At 73.6% G+C, this 16,549-nt stretch carries 18 protein-coding genes; 8 read left to right on the forward strand and 10 right to left on the reverse strand.

Features of this window, described 5'->3' with window-relative positions; all coding sequences use genetic code 11:
• Positions 1–32: 32 nt before the first annotated feature.
• Positions 33–605, reverse strand: a complete 573-nt coding sequence (locus IE108_RS07595; protein ID WP_064726767.1) for a helix-turn-helix domain-containing protein — start codon at positions 603–605, stop codon at positions 33–35.
• Between the two features lie 141 nt (positions 606–746).
• Here IE108_RS07595 and IE108_RS07600 point away from each other — a divergent pair, with 141 nt between their 5' ends.
• Positions 747–1,604, forward strand: coding sequence for a DMT family transporter (locus tag IE108_RS07600; RefSeq protein WP_064726768.1), 858 nt, complete (start codon positions 747–749; stop codon positions 1,602–1,604).
• Positions 1,605–1,636: 32 nt separating this feature from the next.
• On the opposite strand, the gene IE108_RS07605 is transcribed toward IE108_RS07600, so the two are convergent.
• Positions 1,637–2,443 (reverse strand): acyltransferase, encoded by an 807-nt coding sequence (locus tag IE108_RS07605; protein WP_064726769.1) that lies wholly within the window; start codon positions 2,441–2,443, stop codon positions 1,637–1,639.
• A gap of 107 nt (positions 2,444–2,550) precedes the next feature.
• On the opposite strand from IE108_RS07605, the gene IE108_RS07610 reads away from it, so the two are divergent.
• On the forward strand, positions 2,551–3,087 hold the full coding sequence (locus IE108_RS07610; protein ID WP_064726770.1) for a gamma carbonic anhydrase family protein: 537 nt from the start codon (positions 2,551–2,553) through the stop codon (positions 3,085–3,087).
• Between the two features lie 88 nt (positions 3,088–3,175).
• Here IE108_RS07610 and IE108_RS07615 read toward each other — a convergent pair whose 3' ends face one another.
• Together IE108_RS07615 and IE108_RS07620 are read right to left on the reverse strand one after the other, a co-directional pair.
• Positions 3,176–3,799 (reverse strand): DedA family protein, encoded by a 624-nt coding sequence (locus tag IE108_RS07615; RefSeq protein ID WP_064726771.1) that lies wholly within the window; start codon positions 3,797–3,799, stop codon positions 3,176–3,178.
• Between the two features lie 82 nt (positions 3,800–3,881).
• The gene (locus IE108_RS07620) at positions 3,882–4,319 is read right to left on the reverse strand and encodes a DUF4442 domain-containing protein (protein WP_064726772.1); all 438 of its coding nucleotides are present in this window, start codon (positions 4,317–4,319) and stop codon (positions 3,882–3,884) included.
• A gap of 166 nt (positions 4,320–4,485) precedes the next feature.
• Here IE108_RS07620 and IE108_RS07625 point away from each other — a divergent pair, with 166 nt between their 5' ends.
• Complete coding sequence (locus IE108_RS07625) at positions 4,486–5,505, forward strand: DUF8017 domain-containing protein (protein ID WP_064726773.1); 1,020 nt, start codon at positions 4,486–4,488, stop codon at positions 5,503–5,505.
• Between the two features lie 7 nt (positions 5,506–5,512).
• Here IE108_RS07625 and IE108_RS07630 read toward each other — a convergent pair whose 3' ends face one another.
• Together IE108_RS07630 and tuf are read right to left on the reverse strand one after the other, a co-directional pair.
• Positions 5,513–6,358, reverse strand: coding sequence for a spermidine synthase (locus IE108_RS07630; protein WP_064726774.1), 846 nt, complete (start codon positions 6,356–6,358; stop codon positions 5,513–5,515).
• Between the two features lie 19 nt (positions 6,359–6,377).
• Positions 6,378–7,559, reverse strand: a complete 1,182-nt coding sequence (gene tuf / locus IE108_RS07635; protein WP_064726775.1) for an elongation factor Tu — start codon at positions 7,557–7,559, stop codon at positions 6,378–6,380.
• Between the two features lie 624 nt (positions 7,560–8,183).
• Here tuf and IE108_RS07640 point away from each other — a divergent pair.
• Entirely contained in the window at positions 8,184–8,972 is a 789-nt protein-coding gene (locus tag IE108_RS07640; protein WP_064726776.1) for a TVP38/TMEM64 family protein, read from the forward strand.
• Between the two features lie 7 nt (positions 8,973–8,979).
• Here IE108_RS07640 and IE108_RS07645 read toward each other — a convergent pair whose 3' ends face one another.
• The gene (locus IE108_RS07645) at positions 8,980–10,149 is read right to left on the reverse strand and encodes a thiolase family protein (RefSeq protein WP_064726777.1); all 1,170 of its coding nucleotides are present in this window, start codon (positions 10,147–10,149) and stop codon (positions 8,980–8,982) included.
• A 101-nt stretch (positions 10,150–10,250) separates the two neighbouring features.
• On the opposite strand from IE108_RS07645, the gene IE108_RS07650 reads away from it, so the two are divergent.
• From IE108_RS07650 to IE108_RS07660, 3 genes are all read left to right on the forward strand, one after another.
• The gene (locus IE108_RS07650; RefSeq protein ID WP_064726778.1) at positions 10,251–10,724 is read left to right on the forward strand and encodes a winged helix-turn-helix transcriptional regulator; all 474 of its coding nucleotides are present in this window, start codon (positions 10,251–10,253) and stop codon (positions 10,722–10,724) included.
• A gap of 139 nt (positions 10,725–10,863) precedes the next feature.
• A complete protein-coding gene (locus tag IE108_RS07655; protein ID WP_064726779.1) occupies positions 10,864–11,739 on the forward strand; it encodes an undecaprenyl-diphosphate phosphatase in 876 nt (291 codons plus the stop codon).
• 63 nt (positions 11,740–11,802) lie between these two features.
• Entirely contained in the window at positions 11,803–11,982 is a 180-nt protein-coding gene (locus tag IE108_RS07660; protein ID WP_079163440.1) for a hypothetical protein, read from the forward strand.
• A 34-nt stretch (positions 11,983–12,016) separates the two neighbouring features.
• Here IE108_RS07660 and IE108_RS07665 read toward each other — a convergent pair whose 3' ends face one another.
• Positions 12,017–12,757: an SDR family oxidoreductase gene (locus IE108_RS07665; protein WP_064726780.1), complete on the reverse strand. Its 741-nt coding sequence runs from the start codon at positions 12,755–12,757 to the stop codon at positions 12,017–12,019.
• Positions 12,758–12,909: 152 nt separating this feature from the next.
• Here IE108_RS07665 and lnt point away from each other — a divergent pair, with 152 nt between their 5' ends.
• Positions 12,910–14,484 carry an apolipoprotein N-acyltransferase gene (gene lnt, locus IE108_RS07670; protein WP_064726781.1) on the forward strand — a complete coding sequence of 525 codons (1,575 nt, stop codon included), beginning with the start codon at positions 12,910–12,912 and terminating at the stop codon, positions 14,482–14,484.
• Here the strand turns inward: lnt and IE108_RS07675 are convergent.
• Positions 14,408–15,313 carry a Gfo/Idh/MocA family protein gene (locus IE108_RS07675; RefSeq protein WP_064726782.1) on the reverse strand — a complete coding sequence of 302 codons (906 nt, stop codon included), beginning with the start codon at positions 15,311–15,313 and terminating at the stop codon, positions 14,408–14,410. The genes lnt and IE108_RS07675 overlap by 77 nt on opposite strands.
• A gap of 19 nt (positions 15,314–15,332) precedes the next feature.
• The gene (locus IE108_RS07680; RefSeq protein WP_064726783.1) at positions 15,333–16,508 is read right to left on the reverse strand and encodes an FAD-dependent monooxygenase; all 1,176 of its coding nucleotides are present in this window, start codon (positions 16,506–16,508) and stop codon (positions 15,333–15,335) included.
• Positions 16,509–16,549: the final 41 nt, after the last annotated feature.

The following is a 16,549-nucleotide window of genomic DNA, read 5'->3' on the forward strand; positions in this document are numbered from 1 at the left end:
AGCAACCGCGGCCGACCCGTGGGACGGCCGTCTCAGCGGACGGGCGGCACCGAAACCGCCATGATCATCTCCATCGGTTCGGCCCCCTCGTTGCCGTACGTGTGCGGGGTGTCGGACTCGAAGGAGGCGCTGGCGCCGGCCGGCACGCGGTGCTCCGCCCCGTCGACGGTGAGCGTCAGCTCCCCGGTCGTGACGTGCACCATCTCGACCGTGCCGGTGGGGTGCGGGTCGGAGGGGCTGCTCTCCCCCGGCATCAGCCGCCACTCCCACATCTCCAGCGGTCCGGGCGCCTCCACCCCGGCGAGCAGCCTGCTGAAGCTGCCGGCGTCGGTGTGCCAGAGCCGCACCGCCTGCTCGGCGGGGACGACGCGGACCTTGGGGCCCTGTTCCCAGTCCAGCAGGGTGGTGATGCTGATGCCGAGCGCGTCGCCGATCTTGACGACGGTGCCCAGGCTGGGATTGGTCCGGGCCTGCTCGATCTGGATGAGCATGCCGCGGCTGACGCCCGCGCGGGCGGCCAGCGCCTCCAGGGTGAAGCCGCGCTCGGTGCGCCAGCGCTTGACGTTGCGCGCCAGGGACTGGGTCAGCAGGTCGAGGTCCGCCACGTTCCGTCCGTTGCCTTCATGGGTTCGCGCACCCGGGACGCGTCCGCGAGTGCATTATTTTTGATGACGCGGTGCAGTTCATTGAACTATGGTCTGCTGCACCCGAAGGTTCACCGAACTGTACTGCGAGACCACCGGATCATGACAGCGCTCTTCGCCCTGGCCACCAGCCTCCTGTGGGGCATGGCCGACTTCGGCGGCGGGGTGCTGACCCGGCGCACGCCCGCGCTCACGGTGGTCGTCGTCTCCCAGTCGGTCGCCGTCGTCGTCCTCGGCGCGATCGTCGCCGCGACCGGCGCCTGGAGCGAGACCTCCCCGCACCTCTGGTTCGCGGTCGCCGCCGGTCTGGTCGGGCCGGTGGCGATGCTCGCCTTCTACAAGGCGCTCGCCCTGGGCCCGATGGGCGTCGTCTCGCCGCTGGGCTCCCTCGGCGTCGCCGTCCCGGTGGGCGTGGGCCTCGTCCTGGGCGAGCGCCCCGGGCCGGCGCAGTTCGCCGGCATCCTGGTCGCCGTCGCGGGCGTGGTGCTCGCCGGCGGTCCGCAGCTGCGGGGTGCGCCCGTGCAGCGGCGGACGGTGGCGCTGACGCTCGTCGCGGCCTTCGGCTTCGGTGCGGTGATGGCCCTGATCGCGGAGGCGTCGACCACGCTGACCGGCCTCTTCCTCGCGCTGTTCGTCCAGCGCGTCACCAACGTCACCGCGGGCGGCCTGGCCCTGTGGGCCTCCGTCCGGCGGGGCGCCGTCGCGCTGCCGCCCGGGGGCTTCCCCTGGGCCGCGCTGCCCGCGCTGGGCTTCGTCGGGCTCGCCGACGTCGCGGCCAACGGCACGTACTCGGTCGCCGCGCAGCACGGGCCGGTGACGGTGGCGGCGGTGCTGGCGTCCCTGTACCCCGTGGTGACCGCCCTGGCCGCGCGCGGGTTCCTCAGCGAACGGCTGCGCGCCGTGCAGGCGGCGGGCGCGGGCCTCGCCCTCGTCGGCACCCTGCTGCTGGCCACGGGCTGACCCGGGCCCCGGCACACCGTCCGCCCCGGCGCTCAGCTCTCCGCGGCCGGTTCCGCGAGTCTGCCCGGCACCGGCGGCCGCTCCTCGGACAGTTCGGCCAGGCGTGCCAGTGCCTCGCCGTCCAGCTCCGACAGTTCGCGCAGCTGTCCCGGCGTGACCCCGTCGGGGATCGGCACGGGGGCCGGGGTCCGCAGCGGCGGCTGCCAGCCCTCGGCGGGGGTCCAGCGCCGTACGACCCTGGCGGGCGCGCCGGCCACCACGGAGTGGTCGGGGACGGTGCCCCGGACCACCGCGCCGGCGGCCACGACCACGTTCCGCCCGATCCGCGCGCCGGGCAGGATCACCGCGCCCGTGCCGATCCAGCAGCCGGGGCCGATCTCGACCGGGTCCATCCGGGGCCACTGCTTGCCGATGGGCTGGTGCGGATCGTCGTAGGAGTGGTTGGTGGAGGTCACGTAGACGTACGGCCCGAAGTAGCAGTCGCTGCCGATGGTGACGGTGGTGTCGGCGATGACGTGGCTGCCTCGGCCCAGGACCACGCCGTCGCCGATGCGCAGGATCGGCTCGGGGCCCAGGTCGAGGTCAGGCATGAGGCCGGCGGTCAGTGTGACCTGCTCGCCGATGATGCAGTGCGCGCCGAGGTGGATCCAGGGTTCGCCGAAGACCGTCCCGAGCGGGAAGGCGAGGCGGGTGCCCGTGCCCAGCGCGCCGAAGCGGAAGCGTCCGGGGTGGGCGGCGGTGACGGAGCCGGTGCGCTGCACCCAGGCCCAGCCCGCGTGGACGGCCCGCTGCGCCAGGCGGCTCCGCCAGGACGAGAACGTGTTCTTGCGCTTGGGCACCCGCTCACGGTAGTCCGCGGGCGCCGGGGTCGTGGCCGCGGAGTGCTGTGATCTTCACCCCACCGGGTGGCGTACGGTGCCGTACATCATCCGAACAGGAGGCGAAGATGACGCAGAAGGCGCTGATCACGGCGATCGCCGGCAGGGAACCCAAGGTCGACGCGGGGGCCTTCGTGGCGCCGACGGCCGCGGTCGTCGGGGACGTGACGCTGCACGCCGGGGCGAGCCTCTGGTACGGGGCGGTGGCGCGCGGCGACGTCGAGCGGATCACCGTCGGCGCGGACAGCAACGTCCAGGACAACTGCACGCTCCACGCCGACCCGGGGTTCCCCGTGACGGTCGGCGAGCGGGTCTCCATCGGGCACAACGCCGTGGTGCACGGCGCGACCGTCGAGGACGACTGCCTCATCGGCATGGGTGCGACCGTCCTCAACGGCGCGGTGATCGGAGCCGGTTCGCTGGTCGCGGCCCAGGCGCTGGTGCCGCAGGGGATGCGGGTGCCGCCGGGCTCCCTGGTCGCGGGCGTGCCGGCGAAGGTCCGGCGGGAGCTGACCGAGGAGGAGCGGCAGGGGGTGACGCTGAACGGCACGATGTACGCGGCGCTGGCCGTGGAGCACCGGGAGGCGTCGGGGGAGGCTTCGTAGGAGTCCGGGCGCGGGTGCTTCGTGGCCGATCGCGCCCCGCGGCGGAGTCGCACGAGGTCACGGCCCCGCGCCCCTTCGGCGCGTGCCGCTACTCGGCGGCGGACACCGGCTGGGCGTTCTTCGCCTTCTTCTTCAGGACCAGCATCGAGGTCACACCGATGGCGACGGCCAGCACCAGGCCCAGCCAGGAGAAGCGCTTGAGCCAGGACTCCGCGACGATTCCGACGTAGTAGATGACCGCGGTGGTGCCGCCCGCCCAGACGATGCCGCCGAGGACGTTGGCGATCAGGAACTTCCAGTAGGGCATCCGCAGTACGCCGGCCAGCGGGCCCGCGAAGATGCGCAGCAGGGCGACGAAGCGGCCGAAGAACACGGCCCACATGCCCCACTTCTGGAAGGACCGCTCGGCGGTGGCGACATGGCCTTCGCTGAAGTGCCTGGGGAACTTGCGGCCCAGCCAGGCCAGCAGGGGCCGGCCGCCCTTGCGGCCGATGGCGTATCCGATGGAGTCGCCGATCACCGCGCCCGCGCTGGCGCAGGCGCCCAGGACCAGCGGGTCGATGCCGCCGTGCTGCGACGACAACAGGGCCGCGGACACCAGGATGATCTCGCCGGGCAGCGGGATGCCCAGGCTCTCCAGGCCGATGACCAGTCCGACGACGGCGTACACGGCCACCGCGGGCACCGTGTCGAGCCACTCCTGGACGTGCAACGCGCATCCTCCGCTTCGCGAACCTGTTCCCGGGCGCGCCTCGGCGAAGGCGCACCCGGGAAGGGTACCGGTTCGCGGGAGTTCAGCCGTTGGGGCGCAGGGTCCATATGACGGTCATCTCACCGGTGACCGCGCCGTCCTCGCGCCGGATGGCGACGCTCACCGGGAACTCGGGGCGGCTCCCGGCGTCCAGTTCGGCGACGACGTCGGCGGCGGGGCGGCCGAGGGTGGCGGTGGCGGTGACGGGGCCGAGGGCGATCTTCTTGAAGGCGATCTCCGCGGTCACCGGCAGCGGCACGGCCCGGGAGAGCTGGTCGCCGAAGGCGGCCAGCACGATCGCGCCACTGGCCGACTCGCCCAGCGTGAACATGGCCCCGGCGTGCGGACCGCCCACGTGGTTGCGGTACTCGCTCTGGTCCGGGAGGGCCAGCACGGCCTTCTCCGGGGTGGTCTCCAGGTACTCCAGGTTCAGGGTCCTGACCATCGGCACCGTGGCGGCGAGCAACTCGCCGATCGACATCTGGTCTGCGCTCATGGGGGCAGGTTACCCATGAGTAGCATCGAAGGGCCAGGCCCGGCCCGGACGATCGCGGCGCGAACCGTCACGGGAGCTCCCCACTTCTGGTACGTCCCTGACAAGGCCCGGTGACCGAATCGTGTCCTGGGCGGCATTAGGGTGACTGCTCATGTGGCCAGGACAGCAGCCGCCCGGGGGCGAGCAGAACCCGCAGAACAATCCGTACCAGCAGCCGGGGTACCAACAGCCGAATCCGTACCAGCAGCCGGGCTACCAGCAGCAGCCCGGCCCGTACGGACAGCAGCAGTGGGGGGCGCCGCAGCGCGCCGGGGCACCGCAGCCGTCGCCGGGCGGCGGGGGTGGCGGGAACCGGACGAAGCTGGTCGCGATCGTCGCCGCCCTGGCGGTGGTGGTGGCCGCCGGCGTCACCGGGTTCCTGGTGCTCGGCGGCGACAAGGACGACCAGGCGGACGACGGCAAGGACAAGAAGCCGTCCGCGAGCGCGTCCGCGGAGAAGTCCGACGGCCCCTCCGCCGACCCGAGCGCGTCCGGCTCCGACGACAACCCGCGCGGCGGCGACGAGGCGCAGGCCACCGTCGACGGCTGGAAGGTCGTGGCCAACCCCCGCTTCGGCACCATGTTCGACGTGCCGGCCGACTGGGAGATCGACAGCAAGGACACCAGCGTCGGCTTCGAGTGGGAGGAGAAGGGCAAGACCGACCGCACGACGGTCACCGCCCCCGCCTACCTCAAGTCCGAGTGGTGCACGACGGACGAGAACAAGGACGGCCGCAAGGAGAGCACCGCCCTCGCCACCACCGGTACCCGCGGTGAGAGTGGCGCCAAGGACACCGACATGGCGGCCGAGACGCGGGTGCCGTGGTGGATCTTCGGCGGTTACACCCAGCCGGACAAGAAGAGCGTGAAGTACGGCAAGCCGAAGGCGTACACCACCGCCTCCGGCATCAAGGGCAGCGTCATCACCGCGTACTCGCAGGGCACGCCCCAGAAGGGCAAGTGCGACACCGAGGGCAAGGCGATCACCTTCGCGTTCCAGAACAGCGCGGGCGACTTCGTCACCTGGAACCTGTACGGCGCCAAGGGCGTCGACGAGGAGGTCCCGGAGGCGACGATCCAGAAGATCCTCAGTACCGTGCGGCTGACCGAGGAACCGCCGACCGAGTCGTAGGAACCGCTCAGCCGATGCCGAACGCCCCGGCCGGAGGGTCGGGCGACGGCACGGCGTCCGCGTCCCGCACCGGCCGCGCGCCGCCGACGAAGTCTCGCAGGGCCGGACCGTGTTCGACGCGGGCGGGGAAGGCGTCGGCGGCGGTGCGCCGGGCCAGCGCCGGGACGTCCAGCGGGCGGCCCGAGGCGACCAGGACCGCGTTGCCGAACCGGCGTCCGCGCAGCACCCCCGGTTCGGCGATCAGCGCCGTGTGCTCGAAGAGCGCGGCGAAGCCCGCCAGCTGGCCGCGCAGGAAGCCGAACGGCGCCCCGTCGGCCAGGTTCGCCACGTAGACGCCGTCGGCGCGCAGGACCCGCGCCGCCTCGCGGGCGTACTCGACGGAGGTCAGGTGAGCCGGCACGCGGGAGCCCCCGAAGACGTCGGCGACGAGCACGTCGGCCGAGTCCGCGGGGGCGGCGGCCAGCCAGGCGCGGGCGTCGGCGCCGTGCGCGGTGACGTCCGCCCCGTCCGGCAGCGGCAGGTGCTCGGCGACCAGTTCCAGCAGCCCCCGGTCCGCCTCCACGACGTCCTGGCGGGAGCCGGGCCGGGTCGCGGCCACGTACCGGGGCAGCGTGAACGCCCCGCCGCCCAGGTGCAGCACGTCCAGCGCGCGCCCCGGCTCGGCGACCGTGTCCAGGACGTGGCCGAGCCGGCGCGTGTACTCGAACTCCAGGTGCGCCGGCTCGTCCAGGTCGACGTACGACTGCGGGGCCCCGTCCACGGTGAGCAGCCAGGCCCGCCGCCGGTCGACGTCGGGCATGAGCTTGACGGTGCCGTGGTCGGTGACGCGGCTGACGGGTACGGCTTCGTTCACTCCCCCATTGTGCGGGAGTTCATTCCACCGCCGTCACCGTCCCCGCCCCCACGGTCCGACCGCCCTCGCGGACGGCGAAGCCGAGTCCCGTCTCCAGCGGCACGTCCCGCCCCAGCTCCACCGTCATCGTGACGGTGTCGCCGGGCCGGGCTACGCCCACCTCACCGAGGTCCACGTCGCCGACCACGTCCGCGGTCCGGATGTAGAACTGCGGCCGGTATCCGGTGGCGACCGGCGTGGAGCGCCCGCCCTCCCGCGCCGACAGCACGTACACCTGCGCGGTGAAGCGCCTCGCGGGCACGACGCTGCCGGGCGCGGCGACCACGTGCCCGCGGCGGACGGCGTCGCGGCCGACCCCGCGCAGCAGCAGGGCGACGTTGTCCCCGGCCTGCGCCTCGTCCATCGGCTTGCCGAACGTCTCCAGGCCGGTGACCACCGTCTCGACAAAGGCCCCGAGCACCTCGACCCGGTCGCCGAGGCGGACCGTGCCGCGCTCGACCGCGCCGGTGACGACCGTGCCGCGCCCGGTGATGGTGAGCACGTTCTCCACCGACAGCAGGAACGGCGCGTCGAGGTACCGCTCCGGCATGGGCACATAGGTGTCCACGGCGTCGAGCAGCGCCTCGACGGACGCGGTCCACCGGGGGTCGCCCGCCAGCGCGCGCAGCCCCGAGACCCGCACGACGGGCACGGAGTCGCCGCCGTAGCCGTGCGTGGTCAGCAGGTCGCGGACCTCCAGTTCGACGAGGTCGGTCAGCACCGCGTCCTCGCCGTCTGCGACGGCGTCGGCCTTGTTGAGCGCGACCACGATGTGGTCGACGCCCACCTGCCGGGCGAGCAGCACGTGTTCGGCGGTCTGCGGCATGATCCCGTCCAGCGCCGAGACGACCAGGATCGCCCCGTCGAGCTGGGCGGCGCCGGTGACCATGTTCTTGACGTAGTCGGCGTGGCCCGGCATGTCGACGTGCGCGTAGTGGCGGGTGTCGGTCTCGTACTCGACGTGCGCGATGTTGATGGTGATGCCGCGCGCGGCCTCCTCCGGGGCGCGGTCGATGCGGTCGAACGGCACGAAGGTGCCCGAGCCGCGCTCGGCGAGGACCTTGGTGATGGCGGCGGTCAGGGTGGTCTTGCCGTGGTCGACATGGCCCATCGTGCCGATGTTCAGATGCGGTTTGGTGCGGACGTACGCCGTCTTGGACATGGCGCTACCTCGAAGCCTCGTGGCGGTGGTGGGACCCCGGTGTCCGGCCGACCCTCCCCCTGGGGGGTCCGCGGACGATCCGGGGAGGGTCAGCTTCGGGCGCCGTCGGCAGCGGCCGGGAAGAAGAAGAGGGCGGCAGCCTTCGGCGCGTCCGCGACTGCGGACGCTGCGAGGTGGAAGGCGTACCGGAACATGAGGCAGATCCTCGCCGACGGCCCGTTCCACGTCGAATGGTTTTTGAGGGAACGGGAGTTCGACGCGTGCGCGGTCCGGACGAGCCATGTGTCACACCTCCGGCGGGAACTCGGCGGCCCGCGGGCGGCGTCCGGCGGCGGAGTGGCGGGGGTGGCCGCGGTTCCCTCGTGTGCGCTCGGGTGGCGCCGGACAAGGCCGGCCCGGCCGGACGACACCGCACCATTGTGGCGAACGTGGGAGGTCAGGGCGGTACGGAGCGTCAACTCCGCCCGGACCGCGGGCAGCACGCCGGCCGGCCCGCCCCCACGGCGGGTCCTGGCGCGGAGGCCGGCGGACGGCGGCGCGGGCGGGGCGGTGGTTCATCCGCCTGTGACGCCCGTGAGACGCTCCATACGGCGATCACACACATTTGTCGGTTAGTGTCACCGGATGCTCGATGCCACCACCCGCTCTGGGGGCACCGCCACGGTCACTCCCCGGACCGCCGCAACGCAGCTCGCCGTCGCCACCGCCGGCGGGCCGGTCCCACCGGCCCCACCCACCGGCTTCGCCGGACGCGTGACCAGAGTGCTGCTCTCCCCGTGGTCCCGGCTCTCCCTGCTGGTCGCCCTGCTGGCCTCGGCCGCGACGGCCGTCCTCCTCTTCCAGCCGCAGCGGCTGCTGACCGAGGGCTGGCCGCCCCAGCTCGGCGGGGCCGCGGCGGCCGTGGCCTACGCGGTGGCGTACGGGCTGTGCACGGTCGCCTTCGTGCCGCGCCCGCTGCTCAACCTGGCGGCGGGGGCGCTGTTCGGCTCGCAGCTCGGGCTGGCCTCGGCCCTCGCGGGGACGGTGCTCGGCGCGGGGCTGGCCTTCTGCCTGGGCCGGGTGCTGGGCCAGGAAGCGCTGCGTCCGCTGCTGCGGGGCAAGTGGCTGAAGGCCGCCGACGGCCAGCTCAGCCGGCACGGCTTCCGCTCGATGCTGGCGGCCCGGCTCTTCCCCGGCGTGCCGTTCGCCGCGGCCAACTACTGCGCGGCGGTGTCGCGCATGGGTCTGCTCCCCTTCCTCCTGGCGACGGGCCTGGGGTCCATCCCCAACACCGCCGCCTACGCCGTCGCCGGGGCCCGCGCCTCGACGCCGACCTCGCCCGCCTTCCTGATCGCGCTGGCCTGCATCGCCCTGCCGGGGCTCGCGGGGGCCCTGGTGGCCTGGCGCAAGCGGCACCGGCTGCGCCCGCAGTGACGTCGCTTCACACGGCCTCCAGGACCATCGCGTTGGCCATGCCGCCCGCCTCGCACATCGTCTGCAGTCCGTAACGGGCGCCGCGCTCCCGCATGGCGTGGACGAGGGTGGTGGTCAGGCGGGTGCCGCTGGCGCCCAGGGGATGGCCCAGCGCGATGGCCCCGCCGTGCACGTTGACCTTGTCCAGGTCGGCACCGGTCTCCTGCTGCCAGGCGAGGACCACGCTCGCGAACGCCTCGTTGACCTCGAACAGGTCGATGTCGGCCAGGGAGAGCGACGCGCGGCGCAGCACCTTCTCGGTCGCGGGGATCACGCCCGTCAGCATCAGCAGCGGGTCGGAGCCGGTGACGGCGAAGCTGTGCAGGCGGGCGAGGGGCCGCAGGCCGAGGCGGGCGGCGGTGTCGGCGGACGTGATCAGCACGGCCGAGGCACCGTCGTTGACCGGACTGGCGTTGCCCGCGGTGACGTTCCACTCGATCTGCGGGAAGCGCTCGGCGAAGGCCGCGTCCCGGTAGGCGGGCCGGAGGCCGGCGAGCACCTCGACGCTGGTGCCGGGCCGCACGCACTCGTCGCGCGAGACGCCGTCCAAGGGCGCGATCTCGGCGTCGAAGCGCCCGGACTCCCAGGCGGCGGCTGCCTTACGGTGCGAGGAGACGGCGAAGGCGTCCATCCGCTCCCGGGAGAGCGACCACTTGGCGGCGATCAGTTCGGCGCCGATGCCCTGCGGGACGAGGCCGTCCGGGTAGCGGGCGGCGACCCCGGGGCCGAAGGGGTCGGTGCCGGCCGGCACGTTCGACCACATGGGGACGCGGCTCATCGACTCGACGCCGCACGCGACGACCATGTCGTACGCCCCGGCCATGACGCCCTGCGCGGCGAAGTGCACGGCCTGCTGCGAGGAACCGCACTGCCGGTCGACGGTGGTCGCGGGCACGGACTCGGGGAACCCGGCCGACAGCAGGGCGTAGCGGGTGGTGTTCATGGCCTGCTCGCCGACCTGGTCGACGGTGCCGCCGATGACGTCGTCGACCAGCGCCGGGTCGACGCCGGACCGCTCGACGAGGGCGCGCAGGGTGTGCGCGAGGAGTTCCACGGGGTGGACGTGGGCGAGGGCTCCGTTCGGACGGCCCCGGCCCATCGGGGTGCGGACGGCTTCGACGACGACTGCTTCACGCATGGTGCGGGCCTCCGGCTGCCGGCGACTACCAGTGAGTAGGTTTTCTGGACTCACCATAGCCTCAAGGGTTGGAAAAGCAAACCCTCCTCTATGCTGGGCTCATGGCCGCCGCCCCCAAGAACCCGCGCCCCTGCTCGATCGCCGACACGCTGGCGCTCGTCGGAGAGAAGTACTCGCTGCTCGTCCTGCGCGAGGTGTGCCTCGGCAACGGCCGCTTCGACCAACTGGTCCGCAACACCGGCGCCCCGCGCGACATCCTCGCCACCCGGCTGCGGCGGCTCCTCGACGCGGGCATCCTGACCAAGGAGCCCTACAGCGAACGCCCCCAGCGCTTCGAGTACCGGCCGACACGGGCGGGACTGGAACTGGAGCCGGTGCTGATGACCCTGATGGCCTGGGGCGACCGGCACCTGCGCGCCGACGACGACCGCCCCATGGTGATCGAGCACGTCTGCGGCAACGAACTGGTGCCCCGCGTCACCTGCCGCGCCTGCGGGGAGACCGTCCGCCACGAGGACCTGATGGCCCATCCGCAGGCCGAGGGCTGGACCGTGACGGGTCCGGCGGCCGCCTAGGGGCCGCCCACCCCTGTGGGCCGGTCTTCACTTTGGGACGCTACGCTGCCCCTCGGCACAGCCGGTCCTGATCACCCCACAGCGGGGTTCGGCGTGCCCATCGACCGTTTCTCGATCGGCACTTGGACTCCGTAACTTCATGTCTTGGTTCGAATCACTCATCCTCGGGCTCGTCCAGGGGCTGACCGAGTTCCTCCCCGTGTCCTCCAGCGCGCACCTGCGCCTGACGGCGGCGTTCTCCGGCTGGCACGACCCGGGCGCGGCCTTCACGGCGATCACGCAGATCGGCACCGAGGCCGCGGTCCTCATCTACTTCCGCAAGGACATCGGGCGGATCATCTCGGCGTGGACCCGGTCGCTGACCGACAAGTCGATGCGCCGCGACCCGGACGCCCGCATGGGCTGGCTGGTGATCGTGGGCTCGATCCCGATCGGCGTGCTCGGCCTGACCCTCAAGGACCAGATCGAGGGACCCTTCCGCGACCTGCGGATCACCGCCACGATGCTCATCGTCGTCGGCGTGATCATCGGCATCGCGGACCGGATGGCCGCCCGGGACGAGAAGGGCGGCCGGCACCGCGCCCCCCGCGCGCGCAAGGAGCTGGAGAACCTGTCCGTCCGGGACGGCCTGATCTACGGCGTCTGCCAGGCGGCGGCCCTGATCCCGGGCGTCTCCCGGTCCGGCGCCACGATCAGCGGCGGCCTCTTCATGGGCTACCGGCGCGAGGCGGCGGCCCGGTACTCCTTCCTGCTCGCGATCCCGGCGGTGCTCGCCTCCGGACTGTTCGAGCTGACGGACGCGATGGAGAGCGACCACGTCTCCTGGGGGCCGACGCTGTTCGCGACGGTCATCGCCTTCGGCACCGGATACGCGGTGATCGCCTGGTTCATGAAGTTCATCTCCACGAAGAGCTTCATGCCGTTCGTCTGGTACCGCATCGCGCTCGGCATCGTCATCATCGCCCTGGTCAGCACCGGTGCGCTCAGCCCCCACGCCGCGGAGTCGGCGGGCTGAGCGCGACCGCTCCTGTAGCCGTCCGGTAGCGCTCCGTCAGCGCTTGGGCCTACGCTGGTCCGCATGTCCCCCGATTACGCGACCCCTGGTTCCGTGCGCTCCGCCGCGGAACTGAACGAGAAGATCCGCGCGCTGTGGCGCCGCGCGGGCGGGACCCTGTCGGCGCAGGAGCGGGTGGAGTACGAGTTGCTGGTGGTCGAGTGGGCGACCGCGATCCGCGGCGAGGTCATCGAGGCCGCCTGAACCGGAGCCGCCCGCACCCGGCACCAGGCCTGCGTCAGCGCCCTCCGGCCACCCGCAGCACCGTGCCCGTGGCGTACGAGGCCTCGGGCGACATCAGCCAGGAGATGGCCGCCGCGATCTCCTCCGCCCGGCCCGCGCGGCCCATCGGCACCGCCGCCCCCATCGTCCGCGCCCGGTCCGGGGCGCCGGCCGCCGCGTGCATGCCGGTGTCGATGACGCCGGGCGCGACCGCGTTGACCCGCACGCCGTCCGGGCCGAGTTCCTTGGCCAGCCCCAGTGTCAGCGTGTCGACGCCCGCCTTGGCCGCCGCGTAGTGGACGTACTCCCCCGGGCTGCCCAGCGTCGCGGCGCCCGAGGAGACGTTCACGATCACGCCGCTCCCCCGCGCCGTCATGAGCCGCGCGGCGCGCCGGGCGCACAGCAGCACGCCGAGCAGGTTGACGTCCAGCACCCGGCGCAGGTCGGCGGTGGCGCTGTCGGCGAGGCGCCCCAGCGGGCCGGTCACGGCGGCGTTGTTCACCAGTCCCGTCACCGGCCCGAGCCGTTCCTCGGCCACGTCGAAGAGGCGGTCGACGTCGGCCTCCACCGACGTGTCCGCGCGTACCGCGACCGCGCGTCCGCCCGCCTCCCGCACACCCGCGACGACCGCGTCGGCCGCCGCCGAGTCCCGCGCGTAGCCGACGGCCAGGTCGTGGCCGTCCGCCGCGAGGCGCAGGCAGGTCGCCGCGCCGATGCCGCGGCTGCCGCCGGTGACCACGGTGATGGGCCGGTTCATGAACACCTCCGCATTTGATCGATCATCGATCACTCTAGGCGCCGGGGGACGCCTTGCCCATGCCTTGCGCACCATCGGCACCCGGTGTGATCAACTGAATTCGCCCTCGTCGCGGGCGCACACTGTAGGCATCGGGGGGTAGGGAGGCGCCCATGAAGACGCTCGACCGCCTGCTCGCCTCCTCCTGGGGACGCTCCGCCGCCGCCGCGGTCGCCGGGGCGCTGCCCGTGCTCGCCTTCCCGGGGCCGGCCCTGTGGTGGTGGGCCTGGTTCGCGCTCGTCCCCTGGATCCTGCTGGCCCGTGCCGCGCCGTCCGGGAGGCGGGCTGCGTACGACGGCTGGTGCGGCGGCTTCGGCTTCATGCTCGCGATGCACCACTGGCTGCTCCCGAACCTGCACGTGTTCACCTTCGTGATCGCGGCGCTGCTCGGCGCGCTGTGGGCGCCGTGGGGCTGGCTGGTGCGGCGGCTGCTGGGCGGGGCGCCCTCGGCCGGCCGGGGCGCGGCGGCGCTCCTGGTGCTGCCGTCGGGCTGGCTGGCCGCGGAGCTGGTCCGCTCCTGGCAGGGGCTCGGCGGCCCCTGGGGGATGCTCGGCTCCAGCCAGTGGGAGGTGGCGCCGGCCCTGCGGCTGGCCTCGGTCGGCGGGGTCTGGCTGCTGAGCTTCCTGGTGGTGGCGGTGAACGTCGCCGTGGCCGTGCTCGTGGCGGTCCGCCGGGCCCGGGTGCCCGCGCTCGCGGGGCTCGTCGCCACCGCGGCCGCCACCTCCGCGGCCTGGGTCTGGTCGCCCCGCCCCGACACCGAGGAACGGGCCTCGGTCGCCGTGGTGCAGCCCGGCGTCGTCGCCGGGCGGGACAGCGCGGACCGGCGCTTCGACCGCGAGGAACAGCTCACCCGCGGGCTGGCCGGCCGGGATCCCGCCCTGATCGTCTGGGGCGAGAGCAGCGTCGGCTTCGACCTGGACGACCGTCCGGACCTGGCCCGGCGGCTCGCCGCGCTGTCCCGGGAGACCGGCGCCGAGATCCTGGTCAACGTGGACGCCCGGCGCTCCGACAAGCCCGGCATCTACAAGAGTTCGGTGCTGGTCGGCCCCGACGGCCCGACCGGGGACCGGTACGACAAGATGCGGCTGGTGCCCTTCGGGGAGTACGTGCCGGCCCGCTCGCTGCTCGGCTGGGCCACGTCCGTGGGCGAGGCGGCGGGCGAGGACCGCAGGCGGGGCACCGAGCAGGTCCTGATGGACGTCGGGGACGGGCTGCGGATCGGCCCGATGGTGTGCTTCGAGAGCGCCTTTCCCGACATGAGCCGCCAACTGGTCGCCGACGGCGCGCAGGTGCTGGTCGCCCAGTCGTCGACGTCGACGTTCCAGCACACCTGGGCGCCGGAGCAGCACGCCTCGCTCGCCGCGCTGCGTGCCGCGGAGACCGGGCGTCCCATGGTGCACTCGACGCTGACGGGCGTCTCCGCCGTGTACGGCGCGAACGGGAAGCGGATCGGTTCGTGGCTCGGCACCGACGCGAGCACCGCGCGGGTGTACGAGATCCCCCTCACCCGGGGCAGCACGCCCTACGTGCGCTTCGGCGACTGGACCGTGTACGCGGCGCTGGTGATCCTCGCGGCGTGGGGCGCCGGGGAGGGGGTGCGGACGGTGCGGGTCAGGCGGAACCCTCGTGGACCGCGCGTACCACCCGTTCGCACAGGTCGTGGGTCTCCAGCGCGTCCCGGGCACTGAGCACCCGCCCGGCGCGCACCGCGTCGAGAAAGGAGTGCACGGCCTGCTCGATGCCGCGCTGACGGGCGACCGGCACCCAGTCGCCGCGCCGCCGCACGGTCGGCTGGCCCTTGTGGTCGACGACCTCGGCGAGGTTGACCACCTGGCGCTTGGTGTCCTGGCCTGAGACCTCCAGGATCTCCTCCGCCGAACCGCTGAGCCGGTTCATCACGCCGAGCGCGGTGAAGCCGTCGCCGGCGAGCTGGAGGACGACGTGGTGCAGGAGGCCGTCCCGCACGCGGGCTCGGACGGTCACGTCGTCGACCGGGCCCGGCGCCAGGAAGCGCAGGGTGTCCACGACGTGGATGAAGTCGTCGAGGATCATCGTGCGCGGTTCCTCGGGCAGGCCGGTGCGGTTCTTCTGCATGAGGATCAGCTCGCGCGGGTGCTCCGCGCACTGCGCGTACCCGGGCGCGTGGCGGCGGTTGAAGCCGACGGCGAGGCTGGTGCGCCGCTCCTCGGCGAGGGCCACCAGCCGTTCCGAGTCGGCGAGTTCGTAGGCGAGGGGCTTGTCGACGTAGGTCGGGACGCCCGCCTCCAGGAGCGCGGTCACGATCTCGGGGTGGACGGCGGTCGGCGCGTGCACGAAGGCGGCGTCGAGACCCTGCGCGAGGAGTGAGCCGAGGTCGGTGTGGCGCTGGGCCGGCGGCAGGCGCAGCTCGTCGGCGACCCGCGTGAGGGTGGCGGGGGTGCGGGTGTGCAGGTGCAGCTCGGCACCGGGCAGGACCGAGAGCACCGGCAGGTAGGCCTTCCGCGCGATGTCACCGAGTCCGATGCAGCCGACCTTCACGGGGTGTACTCCTTAGACGCTAGCCGGTCCGGGTCCGCTCGGAAGCATACGGGGGCCCGGGCGGCCGCCAGTCGGCGATGCCGTCGAAGCCCCGCAGGAACAGGCCGGGGGCCGCCTTCGACAGCGCGAGCAGCGCGGCGTCGCGGGCGGCGGTCCCGGCGCGGCTGGTCATCAGGTTGAGGCGGGCGGCCCGCACCGCTCGGCGGGCGACGGCGTCGGCGCGGGGCTGCCGGGCGGCCGTGTAGGCGGCCGGGTCCCCGCTGTGGTGGGCGAGGACGACCGCGTCCTCGATGGCCTGGTTGCCGCCCTGGCCGAGATTGGGCGGCATGGCGTGCGCGGCGTCGCCGAGCAGGACCACGCGGCCGCGGTGGTAGGCGGGCAGCGGCCGGGCGATGTGGTGCACGTCGTGCCTGAGGACGTCCTCGGGTCCGGCGGCGGCGAGGACCGCGGGGACCGGGTCGTGCCAGTCGCCGTAGCGGTGCAGCAACTCGGCCCGCTCGTCCTCGGCGTGGCCGCCGGCCGGAGTGACGGCCGCCGCGTACGCGTAGACCAGGCCGCCCTTGAGCGGGTGCGTGCCCCAGAGCCGGCCCCTCCCCCAGGTCTCGTGCGAGGCGAACCGGGCGCCGGGCAGGGGGATCACCAGCCGCCAGGTGGTGAAGCCGGAGTACACGGTGCCCGGGTGGTCCGGGAACAGGGTGCGGCGTGCGGCGGAGTGGATGCCGTCGGCGGCGACGACCAGGTCGGCCTCCCACTCGCCGTCCGCGGTGCGCACCCTGGCCGGCCGGTCGTCGGCGCCGGGGTCGGCGAGTATCGCGTCGGCGCCGGTGCGGACGGTGCCCGCGGGCAGCCGCTCGGACAGACTGGCGACGAGGGTGGCACGGTGCAGCAGCACCAGCGGACCGCCGAACCGGGCCTCGGCCGCCCGCGCGCTCGACCGGGAGAGCCAGCGTCCGCCAGGGGTGCGCAGTCCGCCGTCGCCCTGCCAGGCGGCGAGGTCGCGGATCTCGTCGCCGAGGCCGATGACGTCCAGCGCGCGCAGGGCGTTCGGCGACAGGGAGATGGCCGCGCCGGGCGGGCGCAGGGAGCCGGCCCGCTCCAGGACGGTGACGCTCAGGCCGGCCCGGTGCAGGGCCGCCGCCGCGGTGAGCCCGCCGATTCCGCCGCCGATCACGACCGCCCGCCTGGTCCGTTTCATGGCTCTCCCCGTTCGCGCTCACCCCAGCTCACTACAGATGT

The sequence above is a fragment of the Streptomyces parvulus genome, from assembly GCF_014648855.1.
GTDB classification, from domain to species: domain Bacteria; phylum Actinomycetota; class Actinomycetes; order Streptomycetales; family Streptomycetaceae; genus Streptomyces; species Streptomyces parvulus.

What these genes read in the sequence shown, in the direction of transcription:
- IE108_RS07680 (WP_064726783.1), bottom strand. Translation starts at nt 16,508, where the DNA reads ATGAAACGGACCAGGCGGGCGGTCGTGATCGGCGGCGGAATCGGCGGG.
- IE108_RS07640 (WP_064726776.1), top strand. Translation starts at nt 8,184, where the DNA reads ATGCTCGATGCCACCACCCGCTCTGGGGGCACCGCCACGGTCACTCCC.
- IE108_RS07625 (WP_064726773.1), top strand. Translation starts at nt 4,486, where the DNA reads ATGTGGCCAGGACAGCAGCCGCCCGGGGGCGAGCAGAACCCGCAGAAC.
- IE108_RS07620 (WP_064726772.1), bottom strand. Translation starts at nt 4,319, where the DNA reads ATGTCGATCGGCGAGTTGCTCGCCGCCACGGTGCCGATGGTCAGGACC.
- IE108_RS07610 (WP_064726770.1), top strand. Translation starts at nt 2,551, where the DNA reads ATGACGCAGAAGGCGCTGATCACGGCGATCGCCGGCAGGGAACCCAAG.
- IE108_RS07660 (WP_079163440.1), top strand. Translation starts at nt 11,803, where the DNA reads ATGTCCCCCGATTACGCGACCCCTGGTTCCGTGCGCTCCGCCGCGGAA.
- IE108_RS07655 (WP_064726779.1), top strand. Translation starts at nt 10,864, where the DNA reads ATGTCTTGGTTCGAATCACTCATCCTCGGGCTCGTCCAGGGGCTGACC.
- IE108_RS07600 (WP_064726768.1), top strand. Translation starts at nt 747, where the DNA reads ATGACAGCGCTCTTCGCCCTGGCCACCAGCCTCCTGTGGGGCATGGCC.
- IE108_RS07645 (WP_064726777.1), bottom strand. Translation starts at nt 10,149, where the DNA reads ATGCGTGAAGCAGTCGTCGTCGAAGCCGTCCGCACCCCGATGGGCCGG.
- tuf (WP_064726775.1), bottom strand. Translation starts at nt 7,559, where the DNA reads ATGTCCAAGACGGCGTACGTCCGCACCAAACCGCATCTGAACATCGGC.
- IE108_RS07665 (WP_064726780.1), bottom strand. Translation starts at nt 12,757, where the DNA reads ATGAACCGGCCCATCACCGTGGTCACCGGCGGCAGCCGCGGCATCGGC.
- IE108_RS07650 (WP_064726778.1), top strand. Translation starts at nt 10,251, where the DNA reads ATGGCCGCCGCCCCCAAGAACCCGCGCCCCTGCTCGATCGCCGACACG.
- lnt (WP_064726781.1), top strand. Translation starts at nt 12,910, where the DNA reads ATGAAGACGCTCGACCGCCTGCTCGCCTCCTCCTGGGGACGCTCCGCC.